General features: G+C 59.3%; 11 protein-coding genes, 1 tRNA gene and 2 pseudogenes. 11 read left to right on the top strand and 3 right to left on the bottom strand.

The window, feature by feature from the left end:
- The first annotated feature begins 2 nt into the window (after nucleotides 1-2).
- The 6 genes from E0W60_RS26140 (at nucleotide 3) to E0W60_RS26115 (ending at nucleotide 5,109) form a co-directional block, all read left to right on the top strand.
- Nucleotides 3-1,406 (top strand): cytochrome b, encoded by a 1,404-nt coding sequence (locus E0W60_RS26140; RefSeq protein ID WP_135706053.1) that lies wholly within the window; start codon nucleotides 3-5, stop codon nucleotides 1,404-1,406.
- A gap of 36 nt (nucleotides 1,407-1,442) precedes the next feature.
- On the top strand, nucleotides 1,443-2,186 hold the full coding sequence (locus tag E0W60_RS26135) for a cytochrome c1 (RefSeq protein ID WP_133093479.1): 744 nt from the start codon (nucleotides 1,443-1,445) through the stop codon (nucleotides 2,184-2,186).
- A 221-nt stretch (nucleotides 2,187-2,407) separates the two neighbouring features.
- A complete protein-coding gene (locus E0W60_RS26130) occupies nucleotides 2,408-3,019 on the top strand; it encodes a glutathione S-transferase N-terminal domain-containing protein (protein ID WP_010812311.1) in 612 nt (203 codons plus the stop codon).
- A 56-nt stretch (nucleotides 3,020-3,075) separates the two neighbouring features.
- The gene (locus tag E0W60_RS26125; protein WP_133093480.1) at nucleotides 3,076-3,564 is read left to right on the top strand and encodes a ClpXP protease specificity-enhancing factor; all 489 of its coding nucleotides are present in this window, start codon (nucleotides 3,076-3,078) and stop codon (nucleotides 3,562-3,564) included.
- Between the two features lie 52 nt (nucleotides 3,565-3,616).
- Nucleotides 3,617-3,692: transfer RNA gene (locus tag E0W60_RS26120), tRNA-Thr, on the top strand.
- 565 nt (nucleotides 3,693-4,257) lie between these two features.
- Nucleotides 4,258-5,109 (top strand): PIN domain-containing protein, encoded by an 852-nt coding sequence (locus E0W60_RS26115; RefSeq protein WP_240745905.1) that lies wholly within the window; start codon nucleotides 4,258-4,260, stop codon nucleotides 5,107-5,109.
- A gap of 224 nt (nucleotides 5,110-5,333) precedes the next feature.
- On the opposite strand, the gene E0W60_RS26110 is transcribed toward E0W60_RS26115, so the two are convergent.
- Nucleotides 5,334-6,320: a hypothetical protein gene (locus E0W60_RS26110; RefSeq protein ID WP_135706051.1), complete on the bottom strand. Its 987-nt coding sequence runs from the start codon at nucleotides 6,318-6,320 to the stop codon at nucleotides 5,334-5,336.
- A 95-nt stretch (nucleotides 6,321-6,415) separates the two neighbouring features.
- Here E0W60_RS26110 and E0W60_RS37610 point away from each other — a divergent pair, with 95 nt between their 5' ends.
- From E0W60_RS37610 to E0W60_RS26090, 4 genes and pseudogenes are all read left to right on the top strand, one after another.
- On the top strand, nucleotides 6,416-6,715 hold the full coding sequence (locus E0W60_RS37610) for a helix-turn-helix transcriptional regulator (RefSeq protein WP_240745904.1): 300 nt from the start codon (nucleotides 6,416-6,418) through the stop codon (nucleotides 6,713-6,715).
- A 68-nt stretch (nucleotides 6,716-6,783) separates the two neighbouring features.
- Nucleotides 6,784-7,170 (top strand): hypothetical protein, encoded by a 387-nt coding sequence (locus tag E0W60_RS26100; RefSeq protein ID WP_205751641.1) that lies wholly within the window; start codon nucleotides 6,784-6,786, stop codon nucleotides 7,168-7,170.
- A gap of 264 nt (nucleotides 7,171-7,434) precedes the next feature.
- Nucleotides 7,435-8,898 carry a YfjI family protein gene (locus E0W60_RS26095; RefSeq protein ID WP_135706050.1) on the top strand — a complete coding sequence of 488 codons (1,464 nt, stop codon included), beginning with the start codon at nucleotides 7,435-7,437 and terminating at the stop codon, nucleotides 8,896-8,898.
- Between the two features lie 293 nt (nucleotides 8,899-9,191).
- Nucleotides 9,192-10,268, top strand: a pseudogene (locus E0W60_RS26090) (IS256 family transposase); the annotation flags it as partial.
- Between the two features lie 53 nt (nucleotides 10,269-10,321).
- On the opposite strand, the gene E0W60_RS26085 reads toward E0W60_RS26090, so the two are convergent.
- On the bottom strand, nucleotides 10,322-11,563 hold the full coding sequence (locus E0W60_RS26085) for an IS110 family transposase (RefSeq protein WP_135706049.1): 1,242 nt from the start codon (nucleotides 11,561-11,563) through the stop codon (nucleotides 10,322-10,324).
- Nucleotides 11,564-11,797: 234 nt separating this feature from the next.
- Between E0W60_RS26085 and E0W60_RS26080 the strand changes: the two are divergent.
- Nucleotides 11,798-12,019 (top strand): annotated as a pseudogene (locus tag E0W60_RS26080) (transposase); the annotation flags it as partial.
- A 612-nt stretch (nucleotides 12,020-12,631) separates the two neighbouring features.
- On the opposite strand, the gene E0W60_RS26075 reads toward E0W60_RS26080, so the two are convergent.
- Nucleotides 12,632-13,366, bottom strand: coding sequence for a MobA/MobL family protein (locus E0W60_RS26075; RefSeq protein ID WP_135706048.1), 735 nt, complete (start codon nucleotides 13,364-13,366; stop codon nucleotides 12,632-12,634).
- Nucleotides 13,367-13,645: the final 279 nt, after the last annotated feature.

Genomic DNA, 13,645 nt, shown 5'->3' with positions numbered 1-13,645 from the left:
TCATGGCGGCCGAAAAACAAGTCAAGACGACCGGCCTGATGGGCTGGATCGACGCCCGTTTCCCGGCAACGCAACTGTGGGAAGACCACCTTTCCAAGTACTACGCGCCGAAGAACTTCAACTTCTGGTACTTCTTCGGTTCGCTGGCGCTGCTGGTGCTGGTGATTCAGATCGTCACGGGTATTTTCCTGGTGATGAACTACAAGCCGGACGGCACGCTCAACGCCGCCGGCATTCCCGTGGCCTTCGCCAGCGTGGAATACATCATGCGCGAAGTCCCGTGGGGCTGGCTGGTGCGCTACATGCATTCGACCGGCGCCTCGGCCTTCTTTGTCGTGGTCTACCTGCATATGTTCCGCGGGCTGCTGTACGGTTCGTACCGCAAGCCGCGTGAACTGGTCTGGATCTTCGGCTGCCTGATCTTCCTGTGCCTGATGGCGGAAGCCTTCATGGGCTACCTGCTGCCGTGGGGCCAGATGTCGTACTGGGGCGCGCAGGTGATCGTGAACCTTTTCTCGGCGATTCCCGTGATCGGCCAGGACCTGTCGCTGTTCATCCGCGGCGACTACGTGGTGAGCGATGCCACGCTGAACCGCTTCTTCTCGTTCCACGTCATCGCGGTGCCGCTGGTGCTGCTGGCCCTGGTGATCGCGCACATCATCGCGCTGCACGAAGTGGGCTCGAACAACCCGGACGGCGTCGAGATCAAGACCAAGAAGGACGAGAACGGCGTGCCGCTGGATGGCATCCCCTTCCACCCGTACTACTCGGTGCACGACACGCTGGGCGTTGCCGGCTTCCTGATCATCTTCTCGGCGGTGATCTTCTTCTTCCCGGAAGTGGGCGGCTATTTCCTGGAGCATAACAACTTCTTCCCGGCTGACCCGCTGAAGACTCCGCCGCATATCGCGCCGGTCTGGTACTTCACGCCGTTCTACTCGATGCTGCGTGCCACCACGTCGAACTTCCTGCCGATCCTGTGGGTGTTCTTCGCGCTGCTGCTCGGCATGGTGTTCCTGCGCAGCAAGGACGCACGCGTCAAGATCGGTGCGATTGCCATCGCCGTGATCCTGGCCGTGGGCTTCTACTTCATCGACGCCAAGTTCTGGGGCGTGCTGGTGATGGGCGGCTCGGTCGTGATCCTGTTCTTCCTGCCGTGGCTGGACTGCTCGCCGGTCAAGTCCATCCGCTATCGTCCCGCTTTCCACAAGTCCATCCTGATCGTCTTTGTGGTGGTGTTCCTGGTGCTCGGCTATCTCGGCGTGCAACCGCCGTCGCCGGTTGGTGAGAAGGTTTCGCAGCTCGGTACGCTGCTGTACTTCGCCTTCTTCCTGACCATGCCGCTGTGGAGCCGTGCCGGCGAGTTCAAGCCGGTGCCTGAGCGTGTCACGTTCCACCCGCACTGAGCGACGCGAACCCCGACAAGAGCACAAGGACACAAGATGAAAAAGCTGCTTTCGATCATCGCGCTGGCCGGCGCCTGCTTTGCCGGCGCGCCCGCCATGGCATCAGAGGGAGGCTTCCCGCTGGAGCCGGCACCGGTGAACACTGCCGACCTGTCGTCGCTGCAGCGCGGCGCCAAGCTGTTCGTCAACTACTGCCTGAACTGCCACGGCGCATCGATGATGCGCTACAACCGGCTCAAGGACATCGGCCTCACCGACGACCAGATCCGCCAGAACCTGCTGTTCACAGCGGACAAGGTTGGCGAGACCATGACCATCGCCATGCAGCCGAAGGAAGCCAAGGCCTTCTTCGGCGCGCAACCGCCGGACCTGTCAGTGATCGCGCGTGCCCGCGGCGACGACTGGCTCTATACCTACCTGCGCACCTTCTACCGTGACGACAGCCGCGCGACGGGCTGGAACAACCTCGTGTTCCCGAGCGTCGGCATGCCGCACGTGCTGTGGGAACTGCAGGGCCAGCGCGCCGCCAAGTTTACGGAAGTGGAAGAGCATGGCGAGAAGGTGCACAAGTTCGCCGGCTTCGAGCAACTGAGCCAGGGCAAGATGAGCAAGGTCGAATATGACCAGGCCACCGCCGACCTGGTCGGCTTCCTCGACTGGATGGCAGAACCCGCGCAGAATCACCGCAAGCGCCTTGGCGTGTGGGTGCTGCTGTTCCTGGGCATATTCACCGTCTTTGCATGGCGCCTGAACGCGGCCTACTGGAAGGATGTGAAGTAAGTCTTGCTGGTGGCGGCCCGGAGGCGGGCAGCCACGCCGAAGGCCAGATGCGGACGTTGCGAAGGCAGCATCGCTCTGGCCTTTTTCATTGTGCCAGGGTGATGAAATATGCCGGGGTAAGTGGATTAAATGCCACTTATTTGCTTTTCGGTGTCCGCTTTTGGCAGAATGGCAGACCTTACCGTCCGACCCAGCTCCGGCTAAGCCCAAGGAATCCAACCATGATGGTGTTGTATTCGGGTACGACTTGCCCGTTTTCCCAACGTTGCCGCCTTGTCCTGTTCGAAAAGGGCATGGATTTTGAAATCCGCGACGTCGACCTGTTCAACAAGCCCGAAGATATTTCGGTGATGAACCCCTACGGCCAGGTACCCATCCTGGTCGAGCGCGACCTCATCCTGTATGAGTCGAACATCATCAACGAATACATCGACGAGCGCTTCCCGCACCCGCAGCTGATGCCGGCCGACCCGGTCCAGCGCGCCCGTGCCCGACTGTTCCTGTTCAATTTCGAAAAGGAACTGTTCACGCACGTGTACACGCTCGAGAACGAAAAGGGCAAGGCCGCGGAGAAGAACCACGAACGCGCCCGCGCCGCGATCCGCGACCGTTTGACGCAGCTCGCGCCGATCTTCGTCAAGAACAAGTACATGCTGGGCGAAGAGTTCTCGATGCTCGACGTCGCCATCGCGCCGCTGCTGTGGCGCCTGGACCACTACGGCATCGAGCTGTCGAAAAACGCCGCGCCGCTGTTGAAGTATGCTGAACGCATTTTCAGCCGTCCCGCGTACATCGAAGCGCTCACCCCCTCCGAGAAGGTGATGCGCCGCTAATCGGCACCGGCCCGAAGGCATCCGCCCTCGGGCCACCCGGCGCCACTGGAAGCACAATGCCTGAAACCTCCACCAAGCCTTACCTGATCCGCGCCATTTATGAGTGGTGCACGGATAACGGCTTCACGCCGTACATCGCCGTGTTCGTCGATGCCAACACCAACGTGCCGCGCGAGTTCGTCAAGAACAACGAGATCGTGCTCAACGTGAGCTTCGACGCCACTAGCGGCCTGGATATGGGTAACGAGTGGATCACCTTCAGTGCGCGCTTTGGCGGTGTCTCGCGCAAGATCGACGTTCCCGTCGAGAACGTGCTGGCCATCTACGCCCGCGAGAACGGGCAGGGCATGGCCTTCCCGGTCGAACGCAGCGTGCCGGAAACGCAGGCCGCCACCGAGCGCGAAAACAACCCGCCGCCCAAGCTGGCCCCGGTGGAAGCCGAGACCCCGGCCACCACCGCCGACTCCGACCCGGGCGACGACGAAACGCCGCCCCCGGTGCCTCGCATCGGCGGCAAGAAGCCAGCGTTGAAGGTGGTGAAGTAAGCCATCCCCAAGTGGGCTGCGATGCAGTAGAATCGCGGTCTGCACCAGACATGCCGGCTTAGCTCATCAGGTAGAGCAGTTGATTTGTAATCATCAGGTGGCGGGTTCGAGTCCTGCAGCCGGCACCAAAAAATTCAAAGGGTTACGGGTGATATGCCTGTAACCCTTTTGTATTTACGGGTTCCGTGTAGGCGCCATGTAGGCGTTTGCAGTCAACGTTGCTCCACGTTGATCAGCGTCGAAATCCTCGGCGCGCGTCCAATGACACCCAACCTTCCTTTCGCGAAGTCGCTAGCTCACGTCGACGCAACCCTTCATTAGATGCGCTGCCGGTATGCGAGGAGTCGGCGTTGTAGTCGCTCGGATACTTTGGTGAAGTAGGCACACCGCAAAGCACAATGGGGATGCCGCCCCGTCCGGTTGCGAATGTGGAAGTCGAAGCCCTGGATGCTGTAACAGGGACGCCTTGAATCCTTGGTCGGCAGCTTGGGCAGCCGCTAACGACGAGGGGTGAAAGGGGGCCATTAGGCCGTGTGGCTTCCAGTGTGTCCTCCGCTTCCCTGTGGCTATTTAGACCCTTTAGGCTAAACTTCTCCGGCGGCCGCAGAGCCGTACGTCGCAGAAGAGCGCTCGGCGCCGCTCAGCGGTGGGTGGCCGGCAACATCGGAGGGTAGTATGGGTCAAGGGGGTGTTGTGCTTGTCGACTTCGAGAATGTCCAGTCGATTGATTTTGCACGCTTGGGCGATGCTCGCTTGACAGTCTTCGCTGGCGAAAGCCAGAGGAAGGTTCCGATCGAGTTAGCGATGGGGCTGCATGCCCTTGGCGACAAGGCGCGCTGGGTGCGAGCGAGCGGCGCTGGGCCCAATGCGCTCGACTTCCACATCGCCTTCGAGCTCGGCCGGATGGTCGAGGCCGGCGAAAAGGGACCGGTGGTCGTTCTCTCCAAGGACAAGGGCTTCGACCCGCTGCTCGCATGGCTCAACGTCGATGCGGGCGTGTCGGCCCGAAGGGTGGCAACGCTCGAGGAGGCCTTTGGCTCGACGAGCCGTCTCGCGGCGCCATTTGACGCCGACGCGCCACAGGTGCCAAGCCTGACGGTTGAATTGTCCGTGACCAAGCTTGAAGCGGCGCCAATGCCACCAACGCTGCAGTCACTGGCTGCACCCCCGGAGAAGGAGCCGACGGCTACGACCCCGAGCTTGATCCCTGTCAAATCTTTGATACGAGGCAAGCCCGCCAAGCCTGAGAAGGCAGCCGCGACCAAAGGCGCGCCAACGAGCGCGTCAAAGGGCACGGTAAAAGCAATCGCCTTGGGGAAAACAGCCGCAGGCGGCAACGGGCCCAGCGCCGATCGTGCCCGCGAGATCTTGGCGAGATCTCGCAAGCCTGCCAGGCCTCGGCGCCGGTCGACACTTGCCAAGCACATCAAGGCTATGTTCAAGGCGCACGATCTCGCCGAGCGCGAGGTCGAGGCGATCATCGCCAAGCTTCTGGCGAACCGCTCCATCACGGAGAATCAGGGCGCGATCAGCTACAACTTCTGAACTGCGGCGCTTGGCGACGTCACGGCAAACGAACACCCACCTTGCCCTTGCCTCTGACGCGCATTCTTGATTCCTTGCAGGGGTGTTCCTTTCCTCTCCAGGGACGGCTATGCGCTTGCGCGGTGAGCATCTCAGTTTGGCCAGACACCCATCCACTTGCGGGGAGCGGGTGATGGAATGCGCAGCAATTTCCGTGCTTTGGCTCTGCTGCGAGACCTTCGCAATTACGGTGCGAATGGCACCTTCTTGATCGCTTCCCGCACGGTGTAATAGTTCTTTCTGATGGCTTGGTCGTCGACTTCCCGGCTACTCTTGGGGTAAATCTCTTGAGTGTGTGCGATGGCATCACCGAGGAAGGACTTCCTTCCCTCCTGGCGATATCGCTGGACGAGGTCCCAGCAGTACAAGCCGGACAGGATGCTCATATACCCATCGAGCCGGGATACCTGATGGTTAGCGGCGCGGCCGAACATCTCGTCATCTAAGAGTTCGTTAAGCAACTCAGATGCATTCCGATCGCGTGGGCGGCCGGACTGTCTGAACGCCGCATACTGGTAAAGAAACTCTCTGATTTGACGCTTCAAGTCCGGGATGGAAAACTCGATTTCCGGGTCCAAATCGATGCCGAAGCAGGTCACCGTTCGCTCCCCTTTCCTGCGCGCACGGAGAACGTAATCGATTCCGGGATGGAGATGAATAGGCTCGCGGATCCCACGCACGAATCTTTCCAGCTCAATTTCACTTGGCGCGTCAATGCTTCTCGCATCCCGTAGGCAGCTGGCGACAGTTTTGAGGAGCCCTAGAATATCGTTTCCCCGCAGTAGGTCGCACACCCGGAAGTAGCGAGAAGCCGGGATGATGAATTGTCTGGCATCCGCGCGAAAGATCTTTTGCATATCGTGCATGCCGCGACCAATAAGCTCGTCGAACTCGCGGGTCGGGTACAGCCGCCCGTGCCTACGCATCAGTGGAAAACCGATCTGGATCATGTCCCAAGCAACATCCATCAGGGATTCCGCGTCGATTTCGGCTTCACTCGCACCAAGGGCGATCCAGTGTTGCCTGATTCTCAGATCAATTTCCGAAAGTTGTTCAAGCTCGTGAAGGTTCGTCTCTCTTGCCGCTCGGATGGCGTACTCCAGGGGGAGCGCCTGATTGATGACGCTCTTGAGGTGGGTGTACAGGGAGTTGTCAACTTTCCGTTGCGTCATTTATTCCGTCCAAGGGCTTCCCAAGAGTATATCGATCGACGGCGATCAATTCCTTAGCATGGAGCCACTTTCCTCCATGACCTAGGAGCACAGCAATGTCTGTCAACCCGCATCCGCCGACACGGATTTTTGATCGCGCCGGTTCCGACGCCGAGCCGCCCAAGCATCCCCAACATGCCTGCAGCACGTCGCTTGCGCGGCGCCCCGCAGTCGACCGCGCGAGCGATCGCCTCCTGACGACGGAAGAACTCGCCACGGCACTGGGTATGAGCGCCCAGTCGATCCGGAAGCGCTACTCGCAGACCGGCAGCTATTTCCAACTGCGTCCGGTCAAGCTGCCGAATCGCCGGTTGCTGTGGCCTGCCGACGCAGTCGAGCAGCTAATCAACCGCTAGGGCACGCGGCCTACTGTAATCAAGAGCGCCGTATCAGGCTGCCAACATACCTGCACGAGAAATCAACGATGGACCCTCAAAATACCACCGACAGCATCACACTGGCGGATGCAGAACAGTTGATCGAACAGCTGAATGCACTACAGCCGGGCAAGCAGCAGCAAAAAGCGGGTTTATTCAAGAAGCTGTACCCAGCAATCGAGCGCGCATTAGGCCGCCAAGTGCCGCAGAAAGCGATCTTGGCTCATTTGTCCAGTATGGGATTGTTTCTCTCCATCGGCGGCTTCCGCTCGCTGCTTGAGAGCGAGCGCAAACAGCGTACGGAGAAGGGCGAGAACGTCCGTTGTAATTGTTGCGGTTCCGTCTTGCCGGCATCAAGCGACGCCGCGAAACCTGTAGGGAATGTCTCGCTGGCTAGCCTCTGTCCTAAGGATGCGACTCCTCGTGGAAGCTAAGAGCGCTGTCGACCAAATGCTCGTGAACGCCCGATTTCTCGCTGTATTCGGCCTACTCACCCGGGCTCGGGTGGGATGGATGGAGTACAACCGTGAGCTAGTCATTCTGGAGAGAAGGAGAATGAACGTCAGGAAGGAGCATGCACCTTGTTCTTCGACTCGGTGCATGTCATTGAAGATCTATACCAAACACGGGGAAAGCCTACGCGACATCATGCAAATGGCATTTGCATGCCTTGCCGGCCCAGCTACGAGGAGACTCGCATGAATTCCTTGATCACGCCTCCGCCTTACCCGTTGAGTTCGCTTCATCTCGTTATCAGGGAAGCAGTAGAGGAAGTCATGAGGCACGTTCAGGCGCCGGACGCATTGGTGGCCATGGAGTTCTTGACGAGCATGTCCGTGTCGGCGCAGGGCCTATACGACGTGCGTCTGCCGACGGGCCAGATTCGTCCGCTTTCGCTGAATCTGCTCGTGGTTGCCGATTCCGGCGAACGGAAGACGGGCGTGCACAATCTGGTCGCGGCACCACTCTACGAGTTTGACCACGCGCGTATGACGGAGCACGAGGCAGCCGCTGGAGAATACGAACTGCGGATGAGCATCTGGAAGTCGGTCGATGCAGGCCTGCGTCGTCAGATCACCAAGCTGACCCAGGAAGGGAAATCGATCGACAAGGTGCGCCATCAGATGGCCGAGCATGCAAAGGCCAAGCCAGTCAAGCCGAAATTGCGGCGCATTATGCGTCAAAACGCGACCGAACGCGCGATCATGGATGCGCTCGAGGGTGACGGCGAATCGATCGCTTTCATCAGCGATGAGGGCGAGATCATTATCAAGGGTGGTGTGCTTAACCAGACAGGATTGTTGAACAAGACCTGGGATGGCGCGCAGATGCTGACGATGGATCGCAGCGATGGCGTAAACATCGTCGTACGCAACCCGCGCGTTACCGTTGCCTACATGGTGCAGCGCCAGGTGCTCAAACAGCTTCTTGACCGGCGGGGCGATGTCATGCGCGGATCGGGGCACTGGGCGCGATACCTGGTCGGGTGTCCAGCTTCGACGCAGGGCACCCGCTTTACGTTTCAGCTAGACAATGACGGCTGGTGCCATCTGCCGAAATTCCACGCGCGAACGCGCGAACTGCTCGGCGAATTGGGGCGTCGCGTTGACGCCGGCACGCTGGAGCGAATGACATTGGAGTTTTCGGAAGACGCGATCGCGCGCTGGATTTACCATTCAAACCACGTCGAATCGATGTTGAGCCCATCGTGCTATCTACACGACATTAAGGACTTTGCGTCCAAGGTTGTGGAGATAACGGGTCGTGTCGCGGGACTGCTTCACGTGTACTCGATGCAGGAGGGAAAGATCTCGGTCGATACCCTGGATCGCGCGGTTGCTATCGTCGACTGGCACATTGACCAGTTCAAGCAAATTTTTTCACCTGAAGCTGCAATTCCGCAGGAGCAGGCGGATGCACAAGTGCTTGAGAACTACTTGCACACCCAATACTGGTCTCGGAATCTCACCTTCGCGCAGAAGAATTTGGTGCTGAGGAATGGTCCGGTTCGACCCGCGTCACGGCTGGATGCAGCCTTGAACTGCCTCATCGCCATGGGCCGCGTATGGATCCAACTCGGCCAGCGAAGAGAGCGGTACATCACTTTAAATCCGGCGTACTATGGATCGCTGAGCGTTAATGCAATGGCAACGAGATTCTGAGAGTTGGCTGTCGGCCGTACGTGGCCCGGTGCTTCGACATCATGCAGAGATTCAGGCAGTTTCGAGACGTGTGAACAGCAGGGGGAGGGGGCAAGTTGCCTCCTCTTTTTGTTTTGTGATCAGCGCAGCTTCGATCAGTTGCAGGTCATGCAAGTGCAAGGCGATGTCAATGCACGTCAGGAGTAGGTTAAGCAAGGTCAGTGCAGTGACAAACGTACTGGCTTGTTGCCCAGCATTGGACCTATCCGGAAATTTGTGTACGAGGCATATCATGAGAGGTAATGACCATGGATATGCCGATGAAGAAGAAACGTACGGTGGCGTCTCAGGCAGCGGCCCGCGGGCCGCTGCCTGCCTTGCCTGACGGCTTGCTTGATGAGTTGGTTAAAGGGCCGATGACGCCCGGCGAGGTCCAGGATCTGATGCTGGCGTTCAACAAGGCCATCATCGAGCGGGCGATGAGCGCCGAGATGAGCATGCATTTGGGCTACAAGCCAGGCGAGCCCAAGCCGGCCGAGCAGTCCAATGCGCGTAACGGTCTGAGCGGCAAGACCGTGATCACCGACCGCGGCCCGGTGCGGGTCGAACTGCCACGCGACCGCGATGGCAGTTTCGATCCGGTTCTGATCCCGAAGCACGAACGGCGCTTTACCGGCTTCGATGAGCGCATTATCGCCATGTACGCGCGCGGCATGAGCGTGCGCGAGATCCAGGCGTTTCTGGCCGAGAGCTACGGCACCGAAGTCTCCCCGGACTTCATCAGCTCGGTCACCGACGAGGTCATGGCCGAGACCATCGCCTGGCAGAACCGTCCGCTTGAGGCCATGTACCCGGTCGTGTTCTTCGACGCGTTGCGGGTCAAGATCCGCAGTGACGGCATCGTCAGCAATAAGGCCGTGTATCTGGCATTGGGAATCCAGGCAGATGGTCAGCGCGACGTGCTGGGCCTGTGGGTCGAGCAGACCGAAGGCGCCAAGTTCTGGCTCAAGGTCTTCAATGAACTCAAGAACCGAGGCTGCCAGGACATCCTGATCGCAGTGGTCGACGGCCTCAAGGGGTTGACGGAGGCCGTTGCCACGGCCTATCCCCGCACGACGGTGCAGACCTGCATTGTGCATTTGATCCGCAACAGCCTGGAATACGCCAACTATAAGGACCGCAAGGTGCTGGCACAGGCGCTGCGTCCGATCTACAGCGCGGCCAGCGAACAAGAGGCCGGGCAGGCGCTGCAGGACTTCGCCGACGGCCCGTGGGGAGCCAAGTACCCGATGATCGTGCAGTCGTGGCGACGCGCCTGGGAGCACGTCATACCGTTCTTCGTGTTCCCGCCCGACATCCGGCGTGTGATCTACACCACGGATGAAGTTGACAAGCGCCCGCTGTTCTTTCACTCGTTTATGGCGTCCGCTGTTCTTTCACTCGTTTATGGCGTCCGTATTGGTGGCCACGGAGCGCGTACCGCACTTGCCTGCGGTCGCGCTTGCTTCCAGCGCGAGAACAGGCGTTGGTAAGCCTGCTCGGCTTGCTCGCCGATTGCACGCTCCAGATCCCGGACGGACTTTAGATTGTAGGCGGCGGCAGAACCCTTGCGGCTACCGCGACGCGCAGGAGGCATGCCTGCCTGCAGTTCCAGCTCACGGGTCTTTCGCGCAGTCAGCGCTGGGCGATCCCAGGCGAAGGATTCGTTACGCGTGAGGACGTGCCAGACGATTATTGCCAGCTTGCGCGCGGTGGCAACAGCCGCGATCTGCTGACCGCGATGATCCCGGATGCGCAGGAAGAAGGCACGAATGGGGCCGGCCGTTTGCGCTGCGGCCCAGGCAGCCTCAACTAGCATGGCACGCGCGTAGGAACGTCCGCGCTTGCTGATGTGTCCGTGCTTTGCTGGTTGTAAACCGGATTGGTAGACCGAAGGATTGAGGCCAAAGTAGCTGACCAATTTCTCCGGCGATCGAAAGCGAGCAACATCGCCGATGGCCGAGAGCAAACCGATCGCAACGGTGGTGTTGACGCCGGTGATGGTCAGGAGCTTGCGCAGCCTGTCGTCCTGAATAGCGGACTGGGCCAGGACGCACTCAACCTCCTGCAGATTCTCTGCCAGCCGGTCCAGCTCATGCAACCGCTGGTCGATCCCGATGCGTTCGTCCATGGGTAGCTGCTGCAGGCTCAGCCAGGCCCGCCCTCTCTTGCCAAACAGGTCTGTCGCGGGACACCGCTCGATGAGATGTGCGGCAAGGACAGCGTGAATCTCGTTCTTGAGCCGCGTCCGCTGCCGCACGATCTGGGCGCGGCGCGACACCTGCCGCCGCATCGCTTGGGTGGCCTCGTCTGGAATCCAGACCTCGGGCAGGAAGCCACTCGCATAGAGTTGCGCGAGGATCGCCGCATCGATCTTATCCGTCTTCACGCGGGCTTCCGCAATCAGACGGACTTGCAGGGGGTTGGCGACGATGACTCTGCCGACATGACTAGTCAGCACATTCGCAATGGCGATCGTATTGCCGGTCGCCTCGAGTACCACGTGGTCGTCGGGCTTTAGCTTAGCGGCAAAGCGTTCCAGCTCATCGCGTCGCAGTCCTACGCGCCCGCCGGCGCGTAGCAGGCCGTTCTCCAAATAGGCGATCTCGGCTACGGATCGCGATACATCCAGTCCTATCACTCGCATTGGCGTCTCCCATGGGAAACATCAACAAATGGGAGCCGGTGGGACAGCACGACAACTACGGATTCGCGCTCGCAGCGCAACCGGGCGGGTCGCAGGGGCGGCCAACTACTAACACGAGCTCGCAGCTCAACGTATATGAACGGCCTGCCCACCCGAAGTGCTCCCCGGTGCCCCTGTCCCGGATGGTCGAACCATACACCACTTACTCAGTGAGGAGCGGGGGCACCGGTTCCTATCATGCCGGTTACGAATGCCATCGAGAGCTTGAACATGCAGTTGCGCAAGATCATCAAGACCCGGGGCCACTTCCCTTCGGATGAAGCTGCGATCAAGTTGCTGTGGCTGGCGCTGCGCAACGTGCTGACCAAGTCCGTTCGCACGACCTATGACTGGAAGTCCGCCATGAATCAGTTTGCTATTCTGTATGGCGAGCGATTTACTGCCGCTCGAAGCTGACAGAATTCAAAACCGCCTCGCACACAAAAATACGGACAGGCCCCCAGCATTGGTCGCGAATCCAAATGCCATCCCGCTTGCGCGGCCGCATAGAAGACGCAATGCGCCCGCATCCCGGCGGCTCACGGGCACAGTAGGCGGCATCCCGGCAGTGCAGGGTCGAACACTTCGTGCGTTTCGATTTTCCGTAAAGCCGGATTTCGCATGCGATTCATGCGACTAATCGCGCGAATCGCTCTTCTTTGGGCATGACGCTCAGCATTGGTAGGACCAGCGCGGATTGACCAGGGAATCCCACGGCTCTATCACGCAGACCATTCTACCTAACCAGGGCGTTCCAGAAGTGGGGCGCCCTTCCTGCCGCCGGCGCAAGGGCCGAAGCACGCGCAATTGCCAGAATGACTGAAGCTCACTTCAGCAGCGGCTCGCCTGCATCTCGGTGGCCGAGCGGCGTGCGACGCGTCAGCACTTGTCGAGATCACCAAAATGACATCGGTTTGCTTCGCCTTGGCATGCGTAAATACCCGTCACGTAGCTTGCCGCGCTTCGCCTGACTCTCCGCTGTATGCGAACTGCCCGTGCTCTCGCATCCAAGAGCACGGTACTTGCGAGTCATGACCTTACGTAAAGTAGGGGGCGCGCGCGAGTCCTTCTTGCCTCCACAATGCGCACCTTCTCATCTTCTGACATCTCCTGGATGCGCGATGGCCCGAGATGATGTTCCGGTGCTCGATCGATGCCTTGTTCCCTGAGTGAGCGATGATCGACCCTGGCTGGGTGTCCATATTTCTTCAGCGCGGCGTTCTGCAGTTCGGCGCATGTCTTGCGCGTTTGGATGACCTCGTCTCGCAGCGCTAGGCGGTTCTTCCCTCCGCTGTCCTTCTTGCATCCACCGCGCTCCGGCTGCTTTGCGTTGTAGCGGCTGAATGTCTGTTCAGGCGACCGCTCGACGCCGTCCTGCATGCGATCGGAGAACATTAAATGCAGATGCGTATTGGTGCTGCCTTCGAGCGATGAGTTGGGAGCATGCACCGCGTACTGGTAGGGCTTATCTCCGACCAGCGTTTTGATCATGCCACCGACCAGCTCTTTCTGTTGCTCGTGCGTCAGCTCGGCAGGTAGTGCGATTTCGTGCTCGCGATAGACGGCACCGTTAGCGCGTTCGTGTTTGTCTCCCGCCTTCCAGAATGCAGATGGATTGTCCTGCGCCCAGGCTGGCATATTGCCGTGCCCAGTGCAGACCAGATCTTCCCGCTGTCGGTATTTTCCCTGCCGGGCGATGTAGGCTGCGTGACTTGCTGCCGTGCCTTTCTTTCCGCTTTTGATCGTGTGGTGGAAGCTTGCCATGGTGTCACTACCCTTTCTTCTTTACAAATGAAAAAAGCCAGCGAACTGTTCGCTGGCTCCATCTGGAATAAGTAATTCGTGTGGTTTTGATGCCTGATAAGGAGAAAGGTTAAGTGCGCGTCCCTATATCCTTTCTTTTTATTCCTCTTGTCTCCTATTCCTCTCTTGCGGTGAACTACCATTCAATACGAATGCGCTCTCCTATACCATACATGCTGATGTAAAAAAATATATCCTGGTAATGGATTGCTACATGCCAAGTTGTATGGTGGAAATTGA

This window comes from Cupriavidus oxalaticus, from assembly GCF_004768545.1.
GTDB classification, from domain to species: domain Bacteria; phylum Pseudomonadota; class Gammaproteobacteria; order Burkholderiales; family Burkholderiaceae; genus Cupriavidus; species Cupriavidus oxalaticus_A.
This window is presented reverse-complemented; position numbering and strand designations above follow the sequence as displayed.

Bases quoted from the DNA above. Each gene is read 5' to 3' on its own strand.
- E0W60_RS26085 (WP_135706049.1), bottom strand. From the start codon at position 11,563: ATGCGAGTGATAGGACTGGATGTATCGCGATCCGTAGCCGAGATCGCC.
- E0W60_RS26130 (WP_010812311.1), top strand. From the start codon at position 2,408: ATGATGGTGTTGTATTCGGGTACGACTTGCCCGTTTTCCCAACGTTGC.
- E0W60_RS26075 (WP_135706048.1), bottom strand. From the start codon at position 13,366: ATGGCAAGCTTCCACCACACGATCAAAAGCGGAAAGAAAGGCACGGCA.
- E0W60_RS26140 (WP_135706053.1), top strand. From the start codon at position 3: ATGGCGGCCGAAAAACAAGTCAAGACGACCGGCCTGATGGGCTGGATC.
- E0W60_RS26125 (WP_133093480.1), top strand. From the start codon at position 3,076: ATGCCTGAAACCTCCACCAAGCCTTACCTGATCCGCGCCATTTATGAG.
- E0W60_RS37610 (WP_240745904.1), top strand. From the start codon at position 6,416: ATGTCTGTCAACCCGCATCCGCCGACACGGATTTTTGATCGCGCCGGT.
- E0W60_RS26095 (WP_135706050.1), top strand. From the start codon at position 7,435: ATGAATTCCTTGATCACGCCTCCGCCTTACCCGTTGAGTTCGCTTCAT.
- E0W60_RS26110 (WP_135706051.1), bottom strand. From the start codon at position 6,320: ATGACGCAACGGAAAGTTGACAACTCCCTGTACACCCACCTCAAGAGC.
- E0W60_RS26100 (WP_205751641.1), top strand. From the start codon at position 6,784: ATGGACCCTCAAAATACCACCGACAGCATCACACTGGCGGATGCAGAA.
- E0W60_RS26135 (WP_133093479.1), top strand. From the start codon at position 1,443: ATGAAAAAGCTGCTTTCGATCATCGCGCTGGCCGGCGCCTGCTTTGCC.